Below are 26,613 nucleotides of genomic sequence, written 5' to 3'. Positions count from 1 at the left end.
AAATTTATTAATTTAACAATTTGTCTTGGTAACGATTGGCGTGATCATTTTATTTAGCGTAAATATCGGGTTAGACGATGTTCGATAAAAACAATAAAACGATGAATTATTTCAACGATAAAAAGATAGATAAGAGCTACCCAAACGTAAACTTGAAAGTCAAATGTACGCGAATAAGTTAGTTTGGCAATTCCCATCAAATCATAAATAGTGATGAGTGAGGCAATGGCACTGGATTTAATCATTAAAATAAACTCATTTCCTAAAGGCCGTAATGCTAAAACCATTGCTTGCGGGAGAATAATTTTAAAAAAGGTTACAGAACTGCTCAAGCCTAATGCCTTTGATGCTTCATGTTGTCCAGTCTTTACTGATAGAAAACTTCCTTTAAAGATTTCAGATTGATAGGCAGCAGAATTGAGTGCAAAAATAAAAAGACAACAATACCATGCATTTTGAAAGAACCACCACAGACCAACTTGTTTCCAGAAGTCATTCATTGAACCAAGTCCGTAGTAAAAGAGAAAAAGTTGGGCTAATAAAGGAGATCCACGGAAAAAATAGACATAAGCATGTGCAATATATTGTAAAAACTTATTATGTGATAAACGTACAAACGCAATGAGCATACCAAGAAAAAAACCCACAGAGCAAGCAATAAAAACAAGCTCAAAGGTAACAATAAATCCATCAATAAATTTTAGCCCGTAACGATTTAGAATAGTAGGATTAAAAAGGAAATAAAGCCATTCAGGGATCATCAGTTCAAAACCTTTCGGTATCCTGTTTTAGTGTATGTTTCCAAATGGCGCAGGATCGTAGAAAAAAACGCTGAAAATAACAAATAAATTAAGCATGCAACCGGATAAAACAACATAGGTTTATCAGTGGTTGCAACAGCTAAATTAGTTTGTCGCATAAGGTCAACCAGTGAAATGGTTGATACGAGAGATGTATCTTTAAGCAAAGTAAGCCAGTTGTTAGAAAGCCCCGGTAAGGCATTGCGAATGAGTTGAGGAAAGACAATACGAAAAAATGTGGTTGAGTTCGAAAGTCCTAGAGCTTTTGCTGCTTCATATTGGCCTTTATCAAAAACATTGAATGCTCCAAGCCAGACTTCACAAGAAAAGGCTGAAAGAACCATACTGAGTGCAAGAACACCGGCAACAAAAGCGTTTATACTAAATATTATTTCAATATTAAGATAATCAAGAATAATTTGAATAATATTTTGTAAGCCATAGTAAACTAAAAATAGGGTTAAAAGTTCTGGCAAGCCACGGAATATCGATGAAAAAAGGGTAGCTATCGTTTTAGCTATCTTGATATTGGATTGAATCATCACTGCTCCTAGAAGACCTAACGGAAATCCTAAGAGCCCACAGCACAAAGCCAATGACAATGTCATTCCTGCACTAGAAAGTATAACCCAACCCCAACCGCCATTGCTAAATGATAGCAATGCTAAATTTTCAATCATTTTGCATACCTCATCAAAGAGTTAGATAATATTTTTAGAAATAGACAGTTTATTTAATTTTAGTTCATATTGAGATCTAATAAGTATCAACTGTAAAATATTTTTTCATAATTTTATCATAAGTTCCGTTTAGGCGAATCTCTTTTATAGCTTCATTGAATTTATTTTTCAGGTCGCTATTATTTTTTCGTATACCAATTGCAATCGGAAACTCTGTTTTTTCCAAAGTTCCTAAAAGTTGGCAGCAATTTTTTCCTTCATTTTTTAGCCAGTTTAAGGCTTGTAATTTATCGAGGATAACCACATCAAGTCGATGGCTTAAAAGATCGCGATTAACTTCTATTGCGGTAGGATAAAGTTTAATATTCACCCCTTCAGAAGCATAATGATCTTCTGCGTATGCAGCTTGTGTTGTATTTGATTGCACACCAAGATTTTTACCTTTAAAAGCTTCTACAGAAATCTCTTTAATTTCTGAATTTTTTGTAACAATTACAGCGAATTCTGTATTATAGTAAGGATTTGTGAAGTCGATCTTTTGTAAGCGCTCTTGTGTGCGAGAGAGGGAAGCAATGATAGCATCGTACTTTTTTGCAAGAAGTCCGGGGATCATGCCGTCAAAGTCCTGAGTGGTAATCGTGCACTCAACGTTCATTTTTTTACAAAGTGCATAAGATATATCGATATCAAAACCTTGAAGTTTGTTATTTGAATCAATGTAACTGAATGGGGGATAGGAACCCTCACTTGCAATTCTTAGCGTTTTAGCATTGAGTGATTGGGTGAATAGTGTTGCGCTTACTATAAGAGCTACCGCTAACAATTTCATCATGTTCTCCTGTTGAATAAGCGAGAAATATTAGTTCATCATGTACTTTTATAATCTGTAAGATCTTTTAGGAGCAATGCAAAAATTTATTGATGTTCATTTTGCTATCATTCCGATAAATACTATTCTCATAATGGGTATTGTGAGCCACTTGTATATAGAGAAACATCAGAATAATTTTTTTATTTTGATAAATAACAAATGTTTTTCCTACAACAAATGATAACAATGCTAAATTTTCAATTATTTTGCATATCTCATCAAAGGGTTAGATAATATTTTTTAGAAATAAACAGTCTATTTAATTTTAGTTCATATTGAGATCTAATAAGTATCAACTGTAAAATATTTTTTCATAATTTTATCATAAGTTCCGTTTAGGCGAATCTCTTTTATAGCTTCATTGAATTTATTTTTTAGGTCGCTATTATTTTTTCGTATGCCAATTGCAATCGGAAACTCTGTTTTTTCCAAAGTTCCTAAAAGTTGGCAGCAATTTTTTCCTTCATTTTTTAGCCAGTTTAAGGCTTGTAATTTATCAAAGATGACCACATCAAGTCGATGGCTTAAAAGATCGCGATTAACTTCTATTGCGGTAGGATAAAGTTTAATATTCACCCCTTCAGAAGCATAATGATCTTCTGCGTATGAAGCTTGTGTTGTATTTGATTGCACACCAAGATTTTTACCTTTAAAAGCTTCTACAGAAATCTCTTTAATTTCTGAATTTTTTGTAACAATTACAGCGAGTTCTGTATTATAGTAAGGATTTGTGAAGTCGATCTTTTGTAAGCGCTCTTGTGTGCGAGAGAGGGAAGCAATGATAGCATCGTACTTTTTTGCAAGAAGTCCGGGAATCATTCCCTCAAAATCCTGAGTGATAATCGTGCACTCAACGTTCATTTTTTTACAAAGTGCATAAGATATATCGATATCAAAACCTTGAAGTTTGTTATTTGAATCAATGTAACTGAATGGGGGATAGGAAGCATCACTTGCAATTCTTAGCGTTTTGGCATTGAGTGATTGGGCGAATAGTGTTGCGCTTACTATAAGAGCTACAGCTAACGATTTCATCATGTTCTCCTGTTGAATAAGCGGAAAATATTAGTTCATCATGTACTTTTATAATCTGTAAGATCTTTTAGGAGCAATGTAAAAATTTATTGATGTTCATTTTGCTATCATTCCGATAAATACTATTCTCATAATGGGTATTGTGAGCCACTTGTATATAGAGAAACATCAGAATAAATTTCTTTTTTGATTTTTTTTTAAACAAGCATGTTGCTCTAATAGGTGGCCTTAAGAAAAATTTTGTATGGGGCTATTGTAGGCACACAACGGTATTTCTATCGCACTTTATAGCTAAAGAGCCATTTGATGTGAGAAAATTTTAAGACTACTTTTCATATTTTTTTAATCCACTGAAGAGGTCTAATAAGTTTTGAGGTATAAAAAAACACTTTGGTAGTACATTTATGATGCTTCTTAGGAGCAGGGGGTGCAGTTTTTGCAATTACTTGGCTTTTTCTTATGTGACTATAGCTATTTTATATATAGAGTGATGTGTTTAATTTAAAATTACAAGTCAGAAATTTTTATATATTCCGGGAAAATGTGTTACTGATTTGCTAAAATAATATTTTAGATTCTAGACTATCCATTTGTGAAGGTTATTAGAAAACTTTCATCACGACTTTTGTAATAATATTATAGCTATAATTAAAGAGTTTTAAGACAAAAGTTTACTAAAAATATTTTTAGATTAGAGTAGTTGATTACCCCCAATAAAGCTTCAATAAATTGAAACTTTATTGATCGGTTTTTTATTTTTTAGTGTATGCGTTTATCTGTGGAAACATATTCACGCATAGCATGACCTGTATAAAGTTGGCGTGGACGGCCAATTTTTTGTGAGGAACTCTCAATCATTTCTTTCCACTGTGCAATCCAGCCAACGCTGCGTGCTAATGCAAAAAGAACAGTAAACATTTTAGTTGGGAAACCTAGAGCTTTTAGTGTAATGCCAGAATAGAAATCGACGTTAGGATAAAGTCGTTTTTCAACAAAGTAGTCATCATTTAGCGCAATGTTTTCGAGTTCGATAGCTATATCAAGAAGTGGATCATTTTGAATGTTCAGTTCTTTTAAGACTTCATGACAGGTTTGTTGCATGATTTTTGCGCGTGGATCATAATTTTTATATACGCGATGACCAAAACCCATAAGACGAAAAGAATCATTTTTATCTTTTGCGCGAGCAATAAATTCAGGAATTTTTTTGACGGAGCCTATTTCTTGTAGCATTTTTAAGCATGCTTCATTGGCTCCACCATGAGCTGGTCCCCAAAGGCATGCAATACCTGCTGCGATACATGCAAACGGGTTAGCGCCCGATGATCCTGCAAGACGTACAGTGGATGTAGAAGCATTTTGTTCATGATCCGCATGAAGGATAAATATTCGATCTATAGCCTTAGCAAATACTGGATTGATTCTATAGTCTTCAGAAGGAATGGAAAAGCACATACGAAGAAAGTTTTCAGCATAAGTAAGGTCATTGCGTGGATAAACAAAAGCCTGTCCAATACTGTATTTATACGCCATGGCTACAAGAGTTGGAATCTTGGCAATGAGATGAATAGAAGCGATCATTCTTTGTTGAGGATCTGTAATATTAATAGAATCGTGATAGAATGCAGACATGGCTCCAAGACATGCAATCATGACGGCCATAGGATGAGAGTCACGGGGAAAGCTATGGAATAATTGTGCAAACTGCTCATGTATCATTGTATGCTGCATGATACAGTGGTCAAAATCGACTTTTTCTTGTTTTGTTGGTAGTTCACCGTGCAGCAGAAGATAGCAGCTTTCAAGGAAGTCTCCTTTTTCAGCAAGTTGGTCGATAGGGTAACCACGATACAGTAATATTCCTTTATCACCATCAATATAAGTTATTTTTGATTCACAAGAAGCAGTTGAGGTAAAACCAGGATCATAGGTAAAAGCACCTGTTTCTTTATAGAGAGAAGCAATTTCAATGACGTCAGGACCAACAGTACCTTTACGTACGGGGAGTTCTATTTTGTTATTATTCACTGTGATATGTGCTTTATGCTCAGACATTAGATATTCCTTTCAGATTTTTCGCACTAAAAATCAAGACATTGCTTCATCAGATAGGGAGATATGTAAATGGAAGCTTGTTCCTATCTAGGTTGAAGCTAGATTTACTCTAAAAGTTGACACATGCAATCTAAAAATATTTTTTAATTGCAATTTCATCAAATATGTATTTCGCTTATTTAAGCTAAAATTTAGCTCTCAGTTTATGTTGAAGTGTTTTTTACTTAATAGCTATTCTGTTACATGTATCTAGATACGTGTAGTTAGTCTGCGGTTGTGATAAGTTGGTCATTAATACGATTAAAAGATTCGTTTGGTCCTAATAAAAATAGAACATCGAAAACTCCAGGGGATGTCGTACGTCCTGTGAGGGCTGCTCGAAGCGGTTGGGCAACAGCTCCAAATTTGAGATTCTGTGTGTGTGCATAATATCGAAGAGTTTCATCTAGCGTTTTTATATCCCAATTGGGGCAAGTTTTCAGAGCAAGATAGATGCCTTTTAAGATGGCTTTACCATTGTCGTCCAAGAATGTTTTCGCTTTTTCATCAAGAGGTAATGGCCGTTGCGTAAAAATGAAAGAAGCATTGTCAATGAGTTCGTGTAGTGTTTTGGAACGTTCTTTTAAATTTGGTATAGCTTCTAAAAATTGAGCACGGCGTTGTTTATCAAGTCTTTGAATTAGTTCCAATCCACCTTCAATTTTTGGCAGAATATTAAGGACCGCATCAAAAAGATCTTGGTCTTTGCTCATGCGTATATAATGTCCGTTAATGGCGTCTAGTTTTTTGAAGTCAAAACGAGCTGCACCTTTATTAATATCATTAATATCAAACCAAGAAATCATATCTTCGATTGAAATTAATTCATCATCACCGTGACTCCAGCCTAAACGAACTAGGTAATTACGCAAAGCAGCAGGAAGGTACCCCATTGTTTGATAGGCATCAACACCTAGTGCGCCATGACGTTTTGATAATTTTTCTCCATTTTCACCGTGAATAAGTGGAATATGCGCCATAACGGGAATATCCCATCCCATGGCGTTGAAGATGATTGTTTGACGGGCTGCATTTGTCAGGTGATCGTCACCACGTATAATATGTGTGATTCCCATATCATGATCATCAACGACGACGGCATGCATATAGGTTGGCGAGCCATCGGAACGCAAAATAATAAAATCATCGAGATCTTTATTAGGAAAGCGAACATTGCCTTGAACGCGATCGTGCACTATTGTTTCCCCGTCTTGAGGTGCTTTGATGCGAATAACAGGTTTAATATCTTTAGGAGCTTTAAAACTATCACGGTCTCGCCAACGCCCATCATAACGTGGTGGACGACCTTCTAGGCGAGCACTTTCACGCATTTCAGCTAACTCTTCAGGAGAAGCATAGCAGTAATAAGCTTTACCATCTTTTACCAGCTGTTCAGCTACTTGGCGATGGCGTTCTGCTCGTTCGAATTGCGAAATAGGAGCACCATCATAGCTTAGTCCCATCCAATGCAAGCCATCTATAATGGCTTTTACAGCTGCTTCTGTTGAGCGCTCTCGATCTGTATCTTCAATTCGCAGAAGCATTTTTCCGCCAGTGTGTTTTGCATAAAGCCAGTTAAAGAGGGCAGTACGAGCACCTCCTATGTGAAGGAAGCCTGTTGGTGAGGGTGCAAAGCGGGTAATAACGGGCACGGATACCTTCCTTTAAAATTAATATATTACTTATAGAATTTTATTGAAAGGGTATGTTAGCATAGGTTATTTGGTATGCAATAGCTACATTGCAAGTTAAATTAGGGACTTGTGGATGTTTAATCAAAATATAGGTAAAGATAGTTTATTTATAAGTGATATTTCAGAAATAAAAAAATCAAATTTAAACTGGTTGGATGCTCTTTTCACCCTTTATGATTCCAATAACGATAATTATAACAAAAAAAATTTTTTTTTATTTACGCTTTTGAAAAAAGCAATAATTTTTTTCTGGAATTGGTTGGTTAATTGCATCAACAAAGAAATCTCTTTTGGAATTCTTTTTTCGTTAATTTTAGTCTTTTTTTCTACGGGAATCATTTTGTATTTTAACTTAGACCAGGAGCCAAGTTGGGGGCAATTTGGTGTGTTGGTTGGTGTCTTTCTTGGAATACTATATGTTTTGCATTTTTTTCAGAGAATATGGATTATTGCGGGATTGCTATTTTGTATCGTATTGGGTTCTTTGTTCGCAAAGATAGAAACATGGCGTATCTCTACTCCAATGTTGAGTAGTGATATTGTCACTACATTAACAGGACAAATTGTTTCTATGGAGTCAAAGAAAAGTGGTGGATTTCGTTTAGTTCTAGATGTTTTAAATACAGGAAAACCGGTATTACACCATGTCCCTCATCGTGTTCGTTTATCGGCAAGACATTTACCATATGGGTTGGTAATTGGTGATGGGCTATATGGAAAAGTTAAGCTTCGTGCATTTTCTGGACCGGTACGTCCAGGAAGCTACAATTTTAGTTTTCATAATTATTTTAAAGGGATTGGTGCTCAGGGAGTGTACTTGGGAAAACCCATAAAAGTATCAGTTCCACAGCCCGATAAAATATTGGGTAAAGTTTTACAAAAAATTGAAAACTTACGGACAGGCATGACACAAAGAATCCGTATGGCGATTGAAGAAGAAAAGGGTAGTGTAGCAGCTGCTCTTATAACAGGACAACGGGGCGGTGTTTCAAATGATACAAATGAAGCATTACGTACGGCTGGATTAGCGCACATTTTATCAATATCAGGTTTGCATATGATGCTATTAAGTGGTATAATTCTCATGATTAGCCGTAGTTTTTTAGCACTTTTTCCAGTTTTTTCATCCTATTATCCCATTAAAAAAATTGCCGCTATTATTGCATTAATGGTGACATTTTTTTATTTGCTACTGTCGGGTGTAACTGTATCAGCACAGAGAAGTTTTGTGATGGTTGCAGTTATGTTGATTGCTGTATTGTGTGATCGTTCTGCTGTCACAATGCGTAATTTTTCTATCGCAGGCTTAATAACCTTAGCTATTTCGCCGCATGAAATATTAGGTCCCAGTTTTCAAATGTCTTTTTCCGCAACCGGAGCTTTAATTTCGTTTTTTGAATGGTGGAGCGGGAGGTCATTTTTTCGCAAAATAAAAATAAGACCATCTTATGCTAACGGTGGAGTAATTCATTTCGCGTTTTTATCGATTGTTTCAATATGTGTATCTTCATTCGTGGCTGGGACTGCTAGTGGAATTTATGCTGTTTACCATTTCTCTAATATTGCATTTCTTAGCGTTATCAGCAATGCATTAGCTTTGCCAATAACATCAATTCTTATCATACCCTTTGGATTAATCGCGGTTCTTGCAATGTTTTGGAATCTTGAGTGGTTACCGCTTCAAATTATGGGTTTTGGTATTGATCTTGTGATAAAAATTGCTCACGCAATAAGTGCCATTTCGCTTAATTTGAATCCTGGATTTATGCCGTTATCTGCATTTGTTTTGTTGAATATAGGTTTGGTTGGACTGGTTTTTTATAGAACATCCATTAGGCTCTTTTTTAGTTTTTTCATTTTGGCTGGTATTTATGTTTGCCTGGTGCATTCACCTATCCAATTAATTATAGCAGATAATATGAGACTTGTGGGTGTTATCAATGAGAAGAAGTTATATCTTGATCGTTATCAATTTTCTAAGTTCACGACATTCATATGGGAGAAATCATTTCGTGTGAATGAGATGATAAAACCAACGAAATATGGTCCCTCGTTTAATGAACAGTTCATTTGCGATAAATATGCGTGTACTTCCTTATTAGAAAATGGATTAAAAGTGCTTGTTTTACGTGGAAAAACAGATCAATGCGTAGAGGCAGACATCGTAATTAAGACATTTGCAATGAATAATAAAACATGCAGCAAAAAGGCACTTCTAGTATTTACTCCCCAACAATTGTTATCACGGGGGAGTGTTCTGATGACCAAAAGTGGAGACATCATTTGGTCTTCAAAAGGAGGGCATAGACCGTGGAATACGTACAGGTGGCATTCATAAAAAATACAGCTTACTGTATTCTATACACTTTTCTAGTTATGTTTTGGCGTATCTCCTGTAATGTTATAGGTTATCAATTCCGCTAGAGCTGATCAGTTGCTCGTACTTTAAAAAACAGATAACTTTTTGAGATCTGAATAATTTATAATTTTTCAGAGGTATTTCATGTATGCACCTTATTGATGATGGAAGATAAGCTAAAAGTGCTTATTGGGTACGGAAAATATCTATAAATTGTATAAAGAAAAAAATTGTTAATTATTCTATTTTATTATCATAATACCTTTTTATAACAATTAATACTTTTTAATCAAAAGGTGATAAATAAATTTATGGAAGATTGAGGTGATCAATATTTTATTTTGATCATCGAGTTGTAATGAATGTCTCTGGTTATTGGTAAAAGGTAAAGCAATTTATGAATGTTCAACAGTTAAAAAAAATGGCGGCTATTAAAGCGCTGGAGTTTGTTGAGGATGATATGCTTCTTGGTATTGGATCTGGTTCGACAGTAAATGAGTTTATTCGCTTTCTTGGTGAACGTATAGCAGGTGGCTTGCGTGTAACAGGTGTTGCTACCTCATTATATTCTGAACAGCTCTGTCGTAAATTTGGGGTGCCTCTTACCACTTTAGAACAAACACCTGAATTAGATCTTGATATTGATGGGGCGGATGAAATTGGTCCAGAGATGACGCTCATTAAAGGGGGGGGGGGAGCGTTGTTGCATGAAAAAATTGTGGCGTCGGCATCTCGTGCAATGCTTGTTATTGCTGATGAGACAAAGATGGTGAAAACGCTTGGTTCTTTTGCTTTGCCGATAGAGGTCAATCCGTTTGGTCTGCATACCACATGCAGATCTATCGAAAAAGTTGCTTATGATTTAGGGCTTTCTGGAGAAGTTGTATTAAGAATGAGTGGAGAAAAGCCTTTTGAAACAGATGGTGGTCACTTTATTTTTGATGCATTTTGGGGATGTATTTTGCAGCCAAAACCATTATCTGATGCGCTTCTTGCAATTCCTGGTGTTATCGAGCATGGTCTTTTTTTGGGATTGGCATCGCGTGCAATTGTAGCTATGGCTGATGGTCAAATAAAAGTTTTAGAACCATTTGATTTTTAAAGAAGGCGGTTTACATGACAATATGTTAGCGCAATAAACAAAGGGTATTAAAGATGTGGGATAAAATAACGAATTTGAATTCTAAAGTATAAATTAGTCATCGGGATAATCATTAAATGAAAACAATATTTTCTTTTCAGCGTTTTGGTGTATATTTTTGTGCAGTTGTCGTTTTTGTTGCAAGTATTGGAATGGCTTATGCACAAGGTGTGAGTGATCACCATTTAGATTCAGCAAGAAAGGCTATACGTGCCATTCATGCAACTGATCAGTTTGATAATTTTTTACCGAATGCAGCACACGATCTCAAGAATGAATTGACCAGCGATGATCCAAATTTAGCGACTGTTATTTCTGATATTGTTGATAAGCAGGTGCTTGCTTTGGTTAAGCGGCGTTCTGGATTAGAACAAGAGATTGCTCATGTATATGCAAAATATTTTACTCAAAAAGAACTTGATGCAATCACGGAATTTTATAACTCTGATACAGGTAAAAAGTTTTTGACGGAAGTTCCCAATATTGCACGTGATGCTTATTCTACATTTGATGTATGGCGTTCTTCTATTATGCAGGATCTTATAAAAAATGTGAAAAAGGAGATGTCTGAAACACTTAACTTGAACAACTCCATTACACCTGCTAAATCGGACTTTTTACAAAATAAAAAATAGTTTGGCTGATATTGCTACGATAATGTGCAATTTTTAATTTATTAAAAGTAGTGGTTTTCCATCGCTTTTAATAAAATAAATAGGTTTTCTTAGAGGATCCTTTATAAAATTAAAGGGCACTTAAAAACAAAAAAGACTTTCATTTGATAATAAATGGTCATAGCTTATTGTTACGAATAGTAAACATATGAGAAGGAAATAGGCGGTGGGATCTTTTGATTTTGATTTATTCGTTATTGGAGGTGGTTCTGGTGGTGTGCGTGCTGCACGCCTTGCTGGAGGGCTTGGTAAGCGTGTTGCTATAGCTGAAGAATACCGTGTAGGGGGGACTTGTGTTATTCGCGGTTGTGTTCCAAAGAAATTGTATGTTTATGCTTCCCAATACGCAAAGGAGTTCAAGAAGAGTGTTAGCTTTGGGTGGAAATGTGCTGATCCAATTTTTAGCTGGGAAAACTTAGTTGCAGCTAAGGATAAAGAAATATCAAGATTAGAAGAGCTTTATCTTAAGGGGCTGAAAAATAATAATGTTCATATTTATAAAAGCCGTGCTGTTTTTTTGGATGAGCATACATTGGAGCTCTCTGCAACAGGTGAGCGTGTAAGTGCGGAAAAGATTTTAATTGCGACCGGAGCACAAATTGCACCAAATACTGCAATAAGAGGAAGTAATTTATGCCTTACTTCTAATCAAATTTTTAACCTTAAAAAACTCCCAAAATCAATAGTAATTGTTGGCGGTGGGTATATTGGTGTTGAGTTTGCTAATATTTTTCACGAATTAGGTGTGAAAACAACGCTCCTTCATCGTGGTGGTTTAATCCTTCGTAACTTTGATCATGATTTGCGACAGTTGCTTAATGATGCGATGATTGAAAAAGGGATTTCCATTATTTATGGAACGACAGTTTCCAATGTACAGGCTGGAGGAAATTGTTATGATATTACTTTATCAACTGGGCAAACGATTAGTGCTGATCAGGTTATGTTGGCTACAGGGCGTGTACCCAATACAACAGGTTTGGGACTCGAGCGTGCAGGTGTTAAAGTGGATGAATGTGGTGCAGTTCTTGTTGATGAAAGAATGACAACAAATGTACCTCACATTTGGGCTGTTGGTGATGTAACAGGTCATGTTCAGTTGACGCCTGTTGCGATTCATGATGCAATGTGCTTTGTTAAAACTGCATTTGAAAATACGCCCACAATGCCAGATTATGATTTAATTACGACAGTGGTTTTTTCACAGCCTGAGATTGGAACAGTAGGTATTTTAGAGGAAGATGCGATACACCGTTATAAGCGTCTTGAGGTTTATCGTACAACTTTCCGTCCTATGCGCGATGCTTTTTCTGGAAGTTTAGAAAAAATGTTTATGAAGCTTATTGTTGATGCTGAAAGTCGTGTTGTTGTGGGTGCCCATATTTTAGGCGAGAATGCTGGTGAGATAGCGCAGCTCATAGGAATATCTCTAAAAGGAAAATTAACAAAGGATGTTTTTGATGCAACTATGGCAGTGCATCCAACTATGGCAGAAGAATTGGTGACAATGTATAAGCCAAGTTATGTTTATGAAAATGGGAAAAAAATAGAGAATTCAGAAGCAAATAATTATGCTAAACGATGAAGCTTTTACTATAACAAGCTGTGAGTTTCACTCTCTGGAGAGAGTGTAATGATAAAAGAGTGGATGCCTGACTCTTGGAGAGCAAGACCAATTAAACAACTTCCGACTTACCCGGATAAAACTGTATTAGCAGATGTTGAACGAAAGCTACGTAGCTATCCTCCTTTGGTTTTTGCAGGTGAAGCACGTAATTTAAAAAACGAATTGGCAGCTGTTGCACAGGGCCAGGCTTTTTTATTGCAAGGTGGAGATTGTGCAGAAAGCTTTGCAGAACATGGAGCCGATAATATCCGTGATTTTTTTCGTGTATTTTTGCAAATGGCGATTGTTTTAACTTTTGGTAGTTCTAAACCAGTTGTTAAAATCGGTCGTATTGCTGGCCAGTTTGCAAAACCACGCTCCTCTGAGATGGAAAGCAAAGAAGGGGTTGAACTTCCTTCTTATAGGGGGGATATCATTAATGGCATTGAGTTTGATATAAATTCTCGTATTCCTGATCCACAACGGATGTCTATGGCTTATCGTCAATCTGCAGCAACATTAAATCTGTTGCGTGCTTTTTCACAAGGGGGGTATGCTAGTTTAGAAAATGTTCATGCATGGATGTTAAGTTTCATTTCTAACAGCCCGCAGGGTGAGCGTTATAAGCTGTTGGCAGAGCGTATTTCTGAAGCTATAGATTTTATGCGTTCCATAGGGATTACGTCTAAAACGAATTTTTCATTACGTGAAACATCTTTTTATACCAGTCATGAAGCACTTTTGCTTGATTATGAAGAAGCTTTGACGCGAATTGATTCAACTTCTGGAGATTGGTATGCAACCTCTGGCCATATGTTATGGATTGGTGATCGTACACGTCAGATTGATCATGCTCACGTTGAATATTGCCGCGGCATTAAAAATCCTATCGGGCTGAAGTGTGGTCCTTCTATTGAACCTGATGAGCTTTTGAGCTTGATTGATATTCTAAACCCTGAAAATGAGCCAGGACGGTTAACGCTTATTACGCGTTTCGGTTATGATAAAGTAGAAAATTATCTTCCAAAATTGATCCATGCAGTTGAACGTGAAAAGCGTAAAGTTATATGGTCTTGTGATCCAATGCACGGTAATACGATTACTGTAAATGGCTATAAAACGCGTCCCTTTGATTATGTTTTAAAGGAAGTCGAAAATTTTTTTTCAGTGCATTGTGAAGAGGGAACTTATCCAGGAGGTATTCACATTGAAATGACAGGTCGTGATGTAACAGAATGTATGGGGGGGGCGCATGCTATTTCTGTAGAGGATTTGTCTCATCGTTATCATACACAGTGTGATCCGCGATTAAATGCAGATCAAGCGTTAGAATTAGCTTTTCTTGTTGCTGAACTTCTTAAAAAAAATCGTGAATTAATTCATTAGTTCCTAGCGAATGGTTAGATAAAAAGGTGCATGACATTTTTTTATGTTAGGTGTTCATGAAAGAAGAGAATTCCTTAAGAAAGAAATGTTTTTAATAAATAAAATAAAGTCTTGGTTACTAAACTTATGAAATGATACAAAGGCTTATGAAAAATGATTTTCGGGTAACAGTTGCCCAATTAAATCCTACAGTTGGTGATATTGAGGGAAACTTCTCTCTTGCAGTAATGGCGCATCAAAAAGCTAAAGCAGAAGGTGCTGATCTTGTTTTATTTACTGAGCTTTTTATAAGTGCTTATCCGCCAGAAGATCTTGTTCTTAAATCTTCTTTTACAAAAACATGTGAGGATGCTGTTAAGAAATTAGCAAAGATAACATTAGGGGGACCAGGAATCGTAATTGGTGTTCCGCTAAGTCGTAATAATAACATTTATAATGCTGTTATGCTTCTTGATGAAGGACGAATAATTGCTGAAAGCTTGAAGTTTGATTTACCTAATTATGCCGAGTTTGATGAAAAAAGACTATTTTCTCCCGGTCCACGCCCTGAGCCGATCGTTTATCATGGGGTAAGTTTAGGAATAGTTATTTGTGAAGACATTTGGAATGATTCTTTTCTTTGCACTGAACTTGGAAATAAAGGGGCCGAGATTCTCCTTGTCTTGAATGGATCCCCATATTGTCGTAGCAAAACACGAAAACGTATAGAAGTTGTTCGTGAACAAGCTCTTCAATCTGGCATGCCTATTATTTATGCTAATCAAGTTGGTGGGCAGGATGAGCTCGTTTTTGATGGAGGATCTTTTGCGGTAAATGGGCAAGGCAAAATAGTGTTCCAAATGAAACATTTCGAAAGCCATATTGCTTTAAGTCATTGGCAGAGAAAAATAACTGGATGGCAATGTGTTTCTGGTTCAGATGAAAATCTTCTTGAGGGGTTAGCTGCTGATTATCAAGCCTGTGTTGTGGGTTTAAGAGATTACGTCAATAAAAATGGCTTTAAGGATGTTATTCTCGGTCTTTCAGGAGGGATTGATTCAGCTCTTTCTACAGCAATGGCAGTGGATGCTCTTGGTGCTGAGAGGGTTCACACCGTAATGATGCCTTATCATTATACTTCACAAGAATCACTGCAAGATGCTAAAGAGTGTGCACATCTTTTAGGATGTCATTATAAAGTAATACCGATTATGCAATCTGTTGAAGCTTTTTTGAATACAATGTCGTCTGTTTTTTTAGGGCTGTTACCTGATATTACAGAAGAAAATCTTCAAAGCCGTATACGCGGGACTATTTTAATGGCTCTTTCAAATAAATTTGGTTCAATGGTGATAACAACAGGGAATAAGTCTGAAATGGCTGTAGGATATGCAACACTTTATGGTGATATGAATGGAGGATTTAATCCCTTGAAAGATATTTATAAAATGCAGGTTTATGCATTGGCAGAGTGGCGCAATAAAAACCACTTGCACAATTTGATGGGACCGGAAGGAATTGTGATTCCGTCAAATATTATAAAAAAAGCGCCTTCTGCAGAGCTTCGTGAAAATCAAAAAGATGAAGATTCTTTACCTCCTTATCCTGTTCTAGATGGTGTTTTGCAATCTCTTATCGAAAATGACATGAGTGTGTGTGATATTGTTAAGCGTGGGTATTTACGAGAAACGGTTGAGAAAATTGAGAATCTTCTTTATGTAGCCGAATACAAAAGGCGACAGTCTGCCCCAGGTGTAAAAATCAGTTGCAAAAACTTCGGTCGTGATCGTCGTTATCCTATTGTCAATCATTTTCGCGATAAGAATTGAGTATTATTTTTTATGTTAAAAGTTCGTTTTGCGCCTTCTCCAACAGGTTATATTCATATTGGCAATGTTCGTATTGCCCTGTTCAACTGGCTTTATGCGCAAGCACATAATGGAAAATTTATTTTGCGCTACGATGATACAGATGTTGAACGTTCTAAACAGGAATATATTGATGCTATTGGGATTGATCTTGAGTGGCTTGGTATAAAACCAGATGAGCTTTATTATCAATCTAAACGGTTTAGTCGATATGATGAAGTCGCCGAGACTCTCAAACGATGTGGTCTTCTTTATCCTTGTTATGAAACCGCGGAAGAATTAGATAGACGTCGTAAAATCCAACTTTCTCGCAAATTACCTCCTATTTATGACCGCTCCGCATTGAAACTGACATTAGAAGATAAAAAAGCATTTGAATCGCAAGGTCGTAAGCCTCATTGGCGTTTTCTTCTTCCTAATTTTGCGAATGATCCTTTGCAAAAAAAGCGAACGGAGATTTGCTGGAATGATGCAGTAAAGGGAAAGCAGACGATTGATTTGTCTTCTCTTTCAGATCCTGTTTTAATTCGTGAAGATGGCAGCTACCTTTATACGTTGCCATCTGTAGTTGATGATATAGATATGGCTATTACACATATTATTCGTGGGGATGATCATATTACAAATACAGGCGCTCAGATAGCCCTTTTTAAAGCTCTTAATGCAAAGTTACCGGTTTTTGGGCATATCAATTTATTGACTACAGCTTCAGGAAAAGGACTTTCAAAACGTAACAATGATCTTTCTATCCGTTTTTTACGGGAGGAAGGATTGGAATCTATGGCTGTTCAATGCTTTGCAGTTTTAATTGGGACATCGAAAAATGTACATTCTTATCCTAATCAAGCAGCGCTTTTAGAGCATTTTAATCTGCAAGATACATCAAGATCAGTTGCAAAATTTGATATTGATGATCTTTTCAGTTTGAATAGTCATCTTGTTCATGAGTTAACCTATGCAGAAGTTAAGACGCGATTGAACAGTCTTTCTATTGATGGAGAAAAGGCGGAGTGTTTTTGGAATGCGATAAGAGGCAATATTAATAAAGTAACTGATGCTATTCTGTGGTGGAAAATTATTCATGATGAACAAAATTTTGATACAGTGGCGCTTGAAGACCGTACATTTGTAAAGCAATCTATCCATTTTTTACCGGACGGTGTACTGAATGATGAAAGTTGGAAAATTTGGACGAAGACATTAAAAAAGGAAACAGGTCGTAGTGGGAGAGCTTTGTTTATGCCGTTGCGTCAGGCGCTTACCGGAATGGATCATGGGCCAGAAATGGGAAAATTTTTGCAGCTTTTAGGGCGAGAGAAAGTAATAAAAAGATTGGCTATCCAAGGGGAATAAGGATAGCTTTTTCAAAGCACTTTTTTGTTTTTGCACTATTAAAGATAGTAAGCTCCTAGTTTAACTGCGGATTTTTATGAGCATAAATGCTGGGATATCATCGCCAAATCCAATGGGAGTAGAGTTTTTATTTTTTTGAGTGCGATGTTGTTCAGGTAGTTTTGCATTATTATTCTTAGTTTGAACGTAATCTACCTTATCATCTTTTAACGATTTTTTAGTTTGGACAATACGCTTTTTTTGAGTGGTGTTCTTTAACAATTTTGGAGACTTTTTCTTTAAAAGGATGTCACCTTCTTGATCATCAATCGTTAAAGTAGAGAGATCTCCGTTGAGCCATTTGATTTTTTCATTGCTGATTTCTTCAATGGCGCTGATATATTTTTTTTCAGCTTCTGTGACAATTGTAAAAGCTTTTCCGCTACGATTTGCACGTCCTGTACGACCAATTCGATGAATGTAGTCTTCAGCATGCGTAGGAACATCATAATTGAAAACATGGCTTACATCTGGGATATCAAGCCCACGGGCTGCAACATCAGAGGCAACAAGAAGTTTGAGTTTATTATTTTTAAAATTAGCTAGTGTGTTCATTCGCGAATACTGATCCATATCCCCATGAAGTGCACCTACACTAAAATTATGTCGGACGAGTGATCTAAAAAGTTCAGAAATGTCTCTTTTCCGATTACAAAAAATAATAGCATTTTTAAGTTGATCACCTTCATTGTGAATAAGTTCTCTTAAAACTGCTCTTTTGTCCCATGATTTATCCTTAGATTTGACGAGTCGCTGTGTAATTGTTGTGGCTGTTGAGGATGCTTTTGTCACTTCCACAGATACAGGAGAATGTAGAAATTGCTTTGTTAGTTTTGTGATTTCTGGCGCCATTGTTGCAGAAAAGAATAAAGTTTGACGCGTAAAGGGGGTTAATTTACAGATACGTTCAATATCGGGAATAAATCCCATATCCAACATGCGATCTGCTTCATCAATAACAAGAATTTCAACCCCCATTAAGAGCAATTTACCACGTTCAAAATGATCAAGAAGACGCCCTGGCGTTGCTATAAGAACATCAGCCCCTCGCTCAAGTTTACGATCTTGTTGTTCAAAAGAAACACCACCAATTAAGAGTGCAACATTTAAACGATGGTTCATTCCATATTTATCGAAATTTTCTTCAACTTGAGCTGCAAGTTCCCGGGTTGGTTCTAATATAAGAGTGCGAGGCATCCTTGCCCTTGCTCGACCCTTTTCAAGTAGTGTGAGCATGGGCAAAACAAAAGAGGCTGTTTTTCCCGTTCCTGTTTGAGCGATTCCTAGAACGTCTTTTCTTTGAAGTACGTGCGGAATCGTCCCACTCTGAATAGGTGTTGGAGCTGTATATCCCGCTGACTTTACTGCTTTCATAACCTTCGTGGAAAGACCTAGATCATCAAAACTGTTTAGAGGTTCTATCATTCTATCTATCAATTGCTCTGCGATTTTAATTTCTCTATCCGGACTATTTGCAAGATTAAGGTATTCTACACTATTTGAGAGGATTAAGGTGCATTCATAAAAAAGTCAACTATAACAGCCATATATACATAGAAAGCATAATACAACAATTAATATCGAAATTGTTCTGATAAAATACGCTCATCCCATGAATGATTAGAGTCAAAAAGGATTGTAGCTGTTACTTCTGTTGCTGTTGAAATAGTAACTGACTTGACAGATTTAACTTCAACATTATCGGCTGCGGCATTTACAGGGCGTTTGTCAGATTCGAGCATATCAAAGCGTATTGTTGCCGTATTGGGAAGTAATGCTCCGTGCCAGCGCCTAGGGCGAAAAGGACTAACAGGAGTGAGTGCCATAAGAGGAGCCATAAGAGGCAAAATAGGCCCATGTGCTGACAGATTATATGCGGTTGAGCCCGCTGGTGTAGCAACAAGAATACCATCGCAAATTAATTGCTCCATGCGTATGTTACCATCAATGCTGATACGGATTTTGGCTGCTTGATAAGATTGACGAAATAGAGATACTTCGTTTATGGCAAGTGCTTCAATATGTTCCTGAGATTCTACTTTTGCAATCATACGTAAAGGATGAATTTCTTTTTTGTGTGCGATGGCAATACGATTTGGCAATTCTTGTTCGTGAAATTCATTCATAAGGAAACCTATAGAACCTTGATTCATACCATAGATAGGTTTTCCGATGTTCATAACATCACGCACTGTTTGTAACATTGTTCCGTCACCACCAATTGCAATAACCACATCGGTTTTTTCAAGAGGAAAATGTCCGTAAATGGAAATTAATTTTTTTGTAGCTTTCATGGCTTCTTCAGTTTGTGCGGAAATAAAATGAAAGCGATTTGCTAATGTAATCATTAAGAGCTATCCTGATATTAACAACTTATTTTTTAGAGTTTTTAAGCTGTATATAAAAACCACTTGTGTAAGAATTAAGAGATTATGCATGAAGAGTAGTCTATTTAAGTAAATGTATTATGGAATGATAATATAAAAAGATTGTATAGCAATATAAACTATAAGTGGGTATTATTTCTTAATAATGATAATTCATCATTGAAGCCGAGAGTATGATCAGTTAAAAGAACACAGTTTAGTTGTAAGCACCCGTAGCTCAGCTGGATAGAGCGCTGCCCTCCGAAGGCAGAGGTCACAGATTCGAATTCTGTCGGGTGCACCAGGCTTTTTAATTTTGTCTCGTATCATTAATTGCCGATAGTGCTGTGTACTAAAAAATAATATAGGCTCTTCCCAGAGCTCCAGCAAAAATCTCAACGTGTTTATCTCAAATATCTCTATATTTTTTCTGCAAAAAGTAAAAAATTTAAAAATGAATTAAATGACAATTAGCAAAAATTACATTAGCATTTAATTTAAACAAGCTGAGTAATTCACAAAAAATATTTTTTATTGTCTAGGGCAGAATGTCTGACTAGCTATTGTTCTATGCTTTTTAAAATATATTTTCAGAAGAAAAATGTGAGCTTGTGTTCATCATGAAACCGGTTTTGTGTGTAGCTATGTTTTAGTTGACTTTGTATTAAAGAAGAAAAGAAATGGTAACAAATGAACTTAAACAAGGTATGAGTAAGCGCCAAGTTATCTTTTTAGCCATTGGATCTGCTATTGGAACGGGTTTTTTTTACGGATCTGCTCAAGCGATTAGATTGGCTGGACCGAGTGTTTTGATTGCTTACTGTATTGCTGGTTTAGCTATTTTTATGGTTATGCGGGCTCTCGGTGAGATGATTGTTCATAATCCACTGCCTGGTTCTTTTGCTCGTTATGCTGCAAAATATATTTCTCCGTTGGCTGGTTTTTTAACAGGATGGACATATGTTTTTGAGATGGTTCTTGTTGGTTTAGCTGATATCACGGCTTTTGCGACTTATATGGGATTTTGGTATCCTGATGTTGCTCCTTGGATATGGGCACTCAGCATTACACTGATTATCACTGGAATTAATTTGGCAGCAGTAGAAATATATGGTGAGCTAGAGTTTTGGTTATCTTCTATCAAAATTATTGCTATCATTTCTATGATCGTTTTAGGAATAGCAATTATTTTGTATAGTTGGGAGGAAAGTACAGTTTTTTCGGCTGTTGGTGTTCATAATTTGTGGAAAAATGGTGGTGTTTTTCCCAATGGTTGGTTTGGTTTTCTAGCTTGCTTTAGTGTTGTTGTTTTTGCTTTTGGTGGCATAGAAATTATCGGGATGGCAGCGATGGAGATACAGGATCCTCATAAAACCATCTCAAGAGCAATTAATTCTGTTCCAATTCGTATTTTGCTCTTTTACGTCATGACCTTAGCCATTTTGATGTCACTTTATCCTTGGAATAAAATTGGTCTTATGGATAGTCCGTTCGTTGCCATATTTGAGAGTCTTAGGATTTCATCAGCAGCTAATATTTTAAATATCGTTGTCGTTACAGCAGCTATTTCTGCAATGAATAGTGCAATGTATGGTGCTGGTCGCATGATACATGGGTTATCGCAAGAAGGTTATGCGTTTAAAAAGTTTCAATATTTATCAAAAAACGGCATACCAATTTTTGTTATTTTATTGATTTTTTGCATTTTTCTTCTTGGCGTTATCCTCAATTATTTTTATCATGAGCGGCTTTTTTTTCTCATTGCAGCAATGGCAACATTTGCAACAGTTTTTGTTTGGATGATGATTCTATTTTCGCAAGTTTGTATGCGTTTTAAAATTTCTAAAGAGCGACACTGTAGTATAAAATTTCCTGTTCCGTTTTGGCCAATAGGATCAATTTTTTCTATTTTATTTATGGGGTTTATTTTTATTTTGTTATGGTCTTTTGATGATACGCGGCCGGTATTAATCGTAGGTGCTAGTTGGATTACAGGACTTGTTATTGTCTTCTATGTACTTAAACTTTATAATTCAAAAAATATAATATACCGGAATAAGAATAAATATTAAGTTAGAAATACAAAGATGAATGATTTTAAGGTAGAAGGATGCCCGATAATAGTTCCTTTGTAAGCACATTTCAAAATGTAGCGGGCAATTAGTATATTTTCCCTTGATAATATAGCTCCTTCTTATAGGTGATTTTGTATAAATTCATGAGTGTGTGATCAGATTAGTAAGGTTTATGATATTGACGGATTCGATATTGAGATAAAAAAGACTGATAATGGTTAGTGCGTGTTGGTAGACGTGTAACAAAAGCATTTGCAGCATCTGAAAAAGATTGTAGTGTTTCTTTTTACGATAAGGTTTATCTTACTAATTATTGGGGAGGAAAACAATTTGTGCATTTTAAAAATTATTTCCAATTTGATTTTTTCTTAAAAGTTGGTTTTGATGCCACTTTGCAATTATCTAAAAAAATTATACTTCACAGTTACTTAGTTCATCAGTATAAGTTTCATTAAGGCTGCCCTTTCTAGATCCGTTTCTTTGATGGACTGCGTTATCGTTTTAAAAGTTAAACCTGAGAATTTTTGTTTTTACTGGGGAAAAATAAAAGTGAAAAGCATTACAATTGCTTTAAAAATTCTTTTAGTATTAATGTTTTTGAGAACTTTTAGAATTATATTTATTTTTATATTAGTTTCTTATAAAAATAAATATAATCAATGTATTGTACTTTTTTTCTAAAATTTTATATTAGTAAACATTACTTAATATAATGATTTTATTGATTTTTTTATTTAAAATTCTGTGTTTGAGCCAATTCCAACGATTTATATCTTTGATACACTAAAAAAGCGAAGAATTAATTTGGATATCTAAAAACCTTACATAATAATTTTAAAATATGTGATGGTACAACCTTACAGTTATTAAGGATTTTATTCTGGTAAACTGAAAATATAACGATTAGTGCTACGAGTGGTTGTCAATAATTGCATTTACCAGGAGTTATTGAATTTATGTGTTATTTATACTTTTTTATCGTTTTATTTTTGTTAAAAGGTAATGTGTGTTAGTTTCATTTATCTGTTTTTTTAGACTAAGTGCGGAGTTATTTTGATGTCAAAAAAAGTCATGATCGTGGAAGATAATGAACTTAATATGAAATTATTCCGTGATCTTGTAGAGGCAAGTGGCTATGAAACAGTTGAAACACGTAATGGTCTCATTGCATTAGATTTAGCACGTTCATCAATGCCTTCTCTTATCCTTGTAGATATACAGTTGCCAGAGGTATCAGGAATAGATGTCATTAAACAATTAAAAAAGGATGAAAAACTTAAATCCATCCCTGTTGTTGCTGTAACTGCATTTGCTATGAAAGGGGATGAAGAACGCATTCGTGCAAGTGGGTGTGAAGAATATATGTCAAAACCTATTTCTGTTCCTCATTTTATTACAATGGTAAGAAATTTTTTGGAGTAAAGCACTTTAAAATTGAATCTTTACTAAGTGATAGTAGGGAAAAACACTGGAAAATTAATGCAATAATTGTAATTATATTACAAAAAAGCTCCGTTGAAAACGGAGCTCTGTGTGTTGCGCAAAGACTGAAATTAACGCTTTGAAAATTGAAAAGAACGGCGTGCTTTTGCTTTACCGTATTTTTTACGTTCAACAACACGGCTATCACGGGTCAAAAATCCCCCTTTTTTCAAGATTTTACGAAGCTCTGGCTCGTAATAGGTTAAAGCTTTGGAAATACCATGACGTACTGCCCCGGCTTGTCCAGAAAGACCACCACCAGAAACAGTTGCAATAATATCAAACTGGGTATCCCTATTTGTTGCTACGATTGGCTGACGAAGGATCATTCTAAGAACAGGACGGGCAAAATATTTATCATATTCCTTATTATTAATGGTAATTTTTCCAGATCCTAGTTTGATCCATACTCGAGCAACGGCATCTTTACGTTTTCCTGTTGCATAGGCACGCCCTAGTGAATCAAGTTTTTGCACGTGGATAGGAGCGAGATTTTCATTAGCTTCTGTAGCAGTTGCTACCATGCTAAGCTCAGAAAGAGAATTAACTTCAGCCATAATTAAGAAATCCTTTTGTTTTTGCGGTTGAAAGCACCAACGTCAAGAGCTTCAGGCTGTTGTGCAGCATGTGGGTGTTGGTTCCCAGCATAAACACGTAGATTCTTTAACTGGCGACGGCCAAGTGGTCCACGAGGAATCATTCGTTCTACAGCTTTTTCAACAACGCGCTCAGGGAAACGGCCTTCAAGAATTTGACGCGCTGTACGCTCTTTAATGCCACCAATATAGCCGGTATGCCAATAATATTTTTTATCTGTATATTTCTTTCCGGTAAGAAAGATTTTGTTTGCATTGATCACGATAACATTGTCACCATCATCGACATGTGGAGTAAATGTAGCTTTATGTTTTCCACGTAAGCGGTTAGCAATAAATGTGGCAAGACGACCCAACACAAGGTTCTCTGCGTCAATAATAACCCATTTTTTCACCACTTCAGTTGGCTTTTGTGAAAAAGTTGCCATAGAAGTATCCTTTATTGAGACCCTTTATAATGAGGGAATTTTTTATTTTTGCGTTAAAAATTGTTGCCATAAAGAAACATTTAACACGTATTACCTACTCTGATATAATGTCTTTTTATTTACGTCAAGAAAAAATAAAAACTTATAAAACAATATGTTATAATTGCGGTATTATAGTACTACATCATCATCAAAGATGCCTATACATATTTTAAGCCAAAGTGGATGCTACTAAAGAGTATTTTTGTCTTTAACTCTCAGATTGTATTTTGTTGTCATTTGTTGTAGAACAAGTGGGAATGAAGCAATCCCGTTATTTTCTCAATGTTGAATCTTCTGCTTGTGGTCAAGCTTGGTTAGATGCTCTTGATATTCAAGGAGTAAATAATGCGCTCGCTATTTCTCAAAAATTTGGTTTTCCAGATGCATTAGCTCGCGTTCTCTCTGCAAGAGATGTGGATGAATCTGAGGCTGTTGCTTTTATCAATCCAACGTTGCGTACTTTAATGCCTAATCCAGAAAGTTTTACGGATATGCAATGTGCAGCAGAGCGCATTGTCAAGGCTATTTTGAATCAAGAGAAGGTTGCAGTTTTTGGTGATTACGACGTTGACGGTGCTTGTTCATCAGCACTCGTAGCACGCTTTCTTCGTTATTTTGGCATTGAAGTAAAAATTTATATTCCTGATCGTATTGTTGAAGGGTATGGTCCGAATGAACAAGCAATGAGGATGTTAGTGCAAGAAGGTGCCCATTTGATTATTACGGTTGATTGTGGTGCAAACAGTCAAGATGCAGTCAAAGCAGTAAAATATGCGGGGGCTGATGTTGTGATTTTAGATCACCACCAAATGTCAGATGTCCATCAAGAAGCTGTTGCTCTTGTCAATCCTAATCGCCCTGATGATTTTTCTGGGCAAGGTCATTTATGTGCTGCTGGTGTTGTTTTTATTACGTTGGTATGGGTTAATAATTTATTGCGAAAGAAGCAATTTGGAGGGAAGCTTCCTGATCTTTTAAGTATGCTTGATCTTGTTGCATTGGCAACCATATGTGATGTTGTGCCGCTACAAGGTATTAATCGTGCTTTTGTGGTTAAAGGGCTTCAAGTTGCTCGTTCTATGTGTAATCATGGAATAACGGCTTTAACAAAAGTTTCTCGCATAGGTGAGCCGCTTAATAGTTTTCACTTAGGGTTCTTGTTAGGTCCTAGAATTAATGCAGGAGGGCGTATTGGTGACCAAGCTTTGGGAGCGCGTTTGCTCAGCTGTGATGATAAAGATGAGGCTGACAGAATAGCAAAACAATTGGATCAACTTAATCAAGAACGACAAGAAATAGAGGGCATTCAATTAGCACAAGCAGAATCTTATATTGATTTTCTTTATCAGGACCAAGCAACACCACTGTCACTTGTGATTGCTCAGAAAGAATGGCATCCAGGAATCGTTGGTATTCTTGCATCCCGCTTAAAAGAGCGTTTTTTTTGTCCTGTTTTTGCAATTGCTTTGAAAGAAGATGGAAGTGGTGTCGGATCTGGACGCTCAATTAGTGGCATAGATTTAGGAGCACTTGTTCGCGAAGCTGTTATATTAAATTTATTAGAAAAGGGTGGGGGGCATAGTATGGCAGCAGGGATTACAATTCAATCGACAAAAATTGAAGCTTTTCGAGAGTGGTTTGACGAAAAAGTCTCTTTAATGGTTTCACAATTACGTGCTAAAAAGTCCCTTAGTATAGATGGTTGTCTTTCTGCTTCTGGTGTTAACAAAGAGCTTTTTGATGCCATTGAAAAAGCTGGGCCATTTGGCTCAGGGAATAATGCACCTGTTTTTGCTCTTCCCTCTCATCGGTTAATTAATCTGTGTGAAGTTGGTAAAGGGCACTTGCGCCTTGTTATGTCCAATATTGAAGGAAAAAAACTGCAAGGAATAGCTTTCCGTGCTGTAGGGACATCTCTTGGTGATTTTCTTTCTGAAAATATTGGGGAAATAATCCATTTAGCTGGTAATCCTAGTTTGAATTATTGGAATGGGACCATCAGCCCACAATTGCGCGTGATAGATGCAGCTGCGGTGATTTGAAAG

21 protein-coding genes and 1 tRNA gene are annotated in these 26,613 nt (G+C 36.1%); 12 read left to right on the top strand and 10 right to left on the bottom strand.

Translation table 11 applies throughout. The features are described from left to right. Positions 1-53: 53 nt before the first annotated feature. The 6 genes from WCP76_RS04005 to gltX (WCP76_RS03980) all read right to left on the bottom strand — a co-directional run bounded on the left by WCP76_RS04005 (position 54) and on the right by gltX (WCP76_RS03980) (position 7,132). A complete protein-coding gene (locus WCP76_RS04005) occupies positions 54-761 on the bottom strand; it encodes an ABC transporter permease (RefSeq protein ID WP_336294393.1) in 708 nt (235 codons plus the stop codon). Next, a complete protein-coding gene (locus WCP76_RS04000; protein ID WP_336294392.1) occupies positions 761-1,480 on the bottom strand; it encodes an ABC transporter permease in 720 nt (239 codons plus the stop codon). Before WCP76_RS04000 ends, WCP76_RS04005 begins: the two co-directional genes overlap by 1 nt. 76 nt (positions 1,481-1,556) lie before the next feature. Further along, positions 1,557-2,309: a transporter substrate-binding domain-containing protein gene (locus WCP76_RS03995; RefSeq protein WP_336294427.1), complete on the bottom strand. Its 753-nt coding sequence runs from the start codon at positions 2,307-2,309 to the stop codon at positions 1,557-1,559. A 324-nt stretch (positions 2,310-2,633) separates the two neighbouring features. After that, positions 2,634-3,386, bottom strand: coding sequence for a transporter substrate-binding domain-containing protein (locus tag WCP76_RS03990; RefSeq protein WP_336294426.1), 753 nt, complete (start codon positions 3,384-3,386; stop codon positions 2,634-2,636). Positions 3,387-4,145: 759 nt separating this feature from the next. Continuing rightward, positions 4,146-5,441 (bottom strand): citrate synthase, encoded by a 1,296-nt coding sequence (gene gltA / locus WCP76_RS03985; RefSeq protein WP_336294391.1) that lies wholly within the window; start codon positions 5,439-5,441, stop codon positions 4,146-4,148. A 263-nt stretch (positions 5,442-5,704) separates the two neighbouring features. Continuing rightward, a complete protein-coding gene (gene gltX, locus WCP76_RS03980) occupies positions 5,705-7,132 on the bottom strand; it encodes a glutamate--tRNA ligase (RefSeq protein ID WP_336294390.1) in 1,428 nt (475 codons plus the stop codon). 115 nt (positions 7,133-7,247) lie between these two features. Between gltX (WCP76_RS03980) and WCP76_RS03975 the strand changes: the two genes are divergently transcribed. From WCP76_RS03975 to gltX (WCP76_RS03945), 7 genes are all read left to right on the top strand, one after another. Continuing rightward, complete coding sequence (locus tag WCP76_RS03975; RefSeq protein ID WP_336294389.1) at positions 7,248-9,512, top strand: ComEC/Rec2 family competence protein; 2,265 nt, start codon at positions 7,248-7,250, stop codon at positions 9,510-9,512. Between the two features lie 418 nt (positions 9,513-9,930). After that, positions 9,931-10,635 carry a ribose-5-phosphate isomerase RpiA gene (rpiA, locus tag WCP76_RS03970; RefSeq protein WP_336294388.1) on the top strand — a complete coding sequence of 235 codons (705 nt, stop codon included), beginning with the start codon at positions 9,931-9,933 and terminating at the stop codon, positions 10,633-10,635. Between the two features lie 116 nt (positions 10,636-10,751). Continuing rightward, positions 10,752-11,309 (top strand): DUF2059 domain-containing protein, encoded by a 558-nt coding sequence (locus WCP76_RS03965; RefSeq protein ID WP_336294387.1) that lies wholly within the window; start codon positions 10,752-10,754, stop codon positions 11,307-11,309. Between the two features lie 205 nt (positions 11,310-11,514). Further along, positions 11,515-12,933, top strand: a complete 1,419-nt coding sequence (gor, locus tag WCP76_RS03960; RefSeq protein WP_336294386.1) for a glutathione-disulfide reductase — start codon at positions 11,515-11,517, stop codon at positions 12,931-12,933. A 48-nt stretch (positions 12,934-12,981) separates the two neighbouring features. Next, positions 12,982-14,340 carry a class II 3-deoxy-7-phosphoheptulonate synthase gene (locus WCP76_RS03955; protein WP_336294385.1) on the top strand — a complete coding sequence of 453 codons (1,359 nt, stop codon included), beginning with the start codon at positions 12,982-12,984 and terminating at the stop codon, positions 14,338-14,340. A gap of 146 nt (positions 14,341-14,486) precedes the next feature. Beyond that, the gene (locus WCP76_RS03950) at positions 14,487-16,148 is read left to right on the top strand and encodes an NAD+ synthase (protein WP_336294384.1); all 1,662 of its coding nucleotides are present in this window, start codon (positions 14,487-14,489) and stop codon (positions 16,146-16,148) included. A gap of 12 nt (positions 16,149-16,160) precedes the next feature. Then, a complete protein-coding gene (gene gltX, locus WCP76_RS03945) occupies positions 16,161-17,540 on the top strand; it encodes a glutamate--tRNA ligase (protein WP_336294383.1) in 1,380 nt (459 codons plus the stop codon). A gap of 60 nt (positions 17,541-17,600) precedes the next feature. On the opposite strand, the gene WCP76_RS03940 is transcribed toward gltX (WCP76_RS03945), so the two are convergent. Then, entirely contained in the window at positions 17,601-19,004 is a 1,404-nt protein-coding gene (locus WCP76_RS03940; protein WP_336294382.1) for a DEAD/DEAH box helicase, read from the bottom strand. A gap of 149 nt (positions 19,005-19,153) precedes the next feature. Then, positions 19,154-19,927: an NAD kinase gene (locus WCP76_RS03935; protein ID WP_336294381.1), complete on the bottom strand. Its 774-nt coding sequence runs from the start codon at positions 19,925-19,927 to the stop codon at positions 19,154-19,156. Positions 19,928-20,172: 245 nt separating this feature from the next. Between WCP76_RS03935 and WCP76_RS03930 the strand changes: the two genes are divergently transcribed. From WCP76_RS03930 to WCP76_RS03915, 4 genes are all read left to right on the top strand, one after another. Continuing rightward, positions 20,173-20,249: transfer RNA gene (locus WCP76_RS03930), tRNA-Arg, on the top strand. Between the two features lie 376 nt (positions 20,250-20,625). Continuing rightward, a complete protein-coding gene (locus WCP76_RS03925) occupies positions 20,626-22,017 on the top strand; it encodes an amino acid permease (protein ID WP_336294380.1) in 1,392 nt (463 codons plus the stop codon). A 224-nt stretch (positions 22,018-22,241) separates the two neighbouring features. Then, the gene (locus tag WCP76_RS03920) at positions 22,242-22,475 is read left to right on the top strand and encodes a hypothetical protein (RefSeq protein WP_336294379.1); all 234 of its coding nucleotides are present in this window, start codon (positions 22,242-22,244) and stop codon (positions 22,473-22,475) included. Between the two features lie 601 nt (positions 22,476-23,076). After that, positions 23,077-23,442 carry a response regulator gene (locus WCP76_RS03915; protein WP_336294378.1) on the top strand — a complete coding sequence of 122 codons (366 nt, stop codon included), beginning with the start codon at positions 23,077-23,079 and terminating at the stop codon, positions 23,440-23,442. A gap of 131 nt (positions 23,443-23,573) precedes the next feature. Here the strand turns inward: WCP76_RS03915 and rpsI are convergent, their stop codons facing one another. Together rpsI and rplM are read right to left on the bottom strand one after the other, a co-directional pair. Continuing rightward, the gene (gene rpsI, locus WCP76_RS03910; RefSeq protein ID WP_336294377.1) at positions 23,574-24,059 is read right to left on the bottom strand and encodes a 30S ribosomal protein S9; all 486 of its coding nucleotides are present in this window, start codon (positions 24,057-24,059) and stop codon (positions 23,574-23,576) included. Positions 24,060-24,061: 2 nt separating this feature from the next. After that, on the bottom strand, positions 24,062-24,526 hold the full coding sequence (gene rplM, locus WCP76_RS03905; protein ID WP_336294376.1) for a 50S ribosomal protein L13: 465 nt from the start codon (positions 24,524-24,526) through the stop codon (positions 24,062-24,064). Positions 24,527-24,825: 299 nt separating this feature from the next. Here rplM and recJ point away from each other — a divergent pair, with 299 nt between their 5' ends. Beyond that, positions 24,826-26,610, top strand: coding sequence for a single-stranded-DNA-specific exonuclease RecJ (gene recJ / locus WCP76_RS03900; RefSeq protein WP_336294375.1), 1,785 nt, complete (start codon positions 24,826-24,828; stop codon positions 26,608-26,610). The last annotated feature ends 3 nt before the right edge of the window (positions 26,611-26,613 follow it).

This window comes from Bartonella vaga (genome assembly GCF_037070895.1).
Taxonomy (GTDB): Bacteria; Pseudomonadota; Alphaproteobacteria; order Rhizobiales; family Rhizobiaceae; genus Bartonella.
Note: the sequence above shows the minus strand (reverse complement) of the source record. Positions and strands in the feature narration are given on the sequence as shown.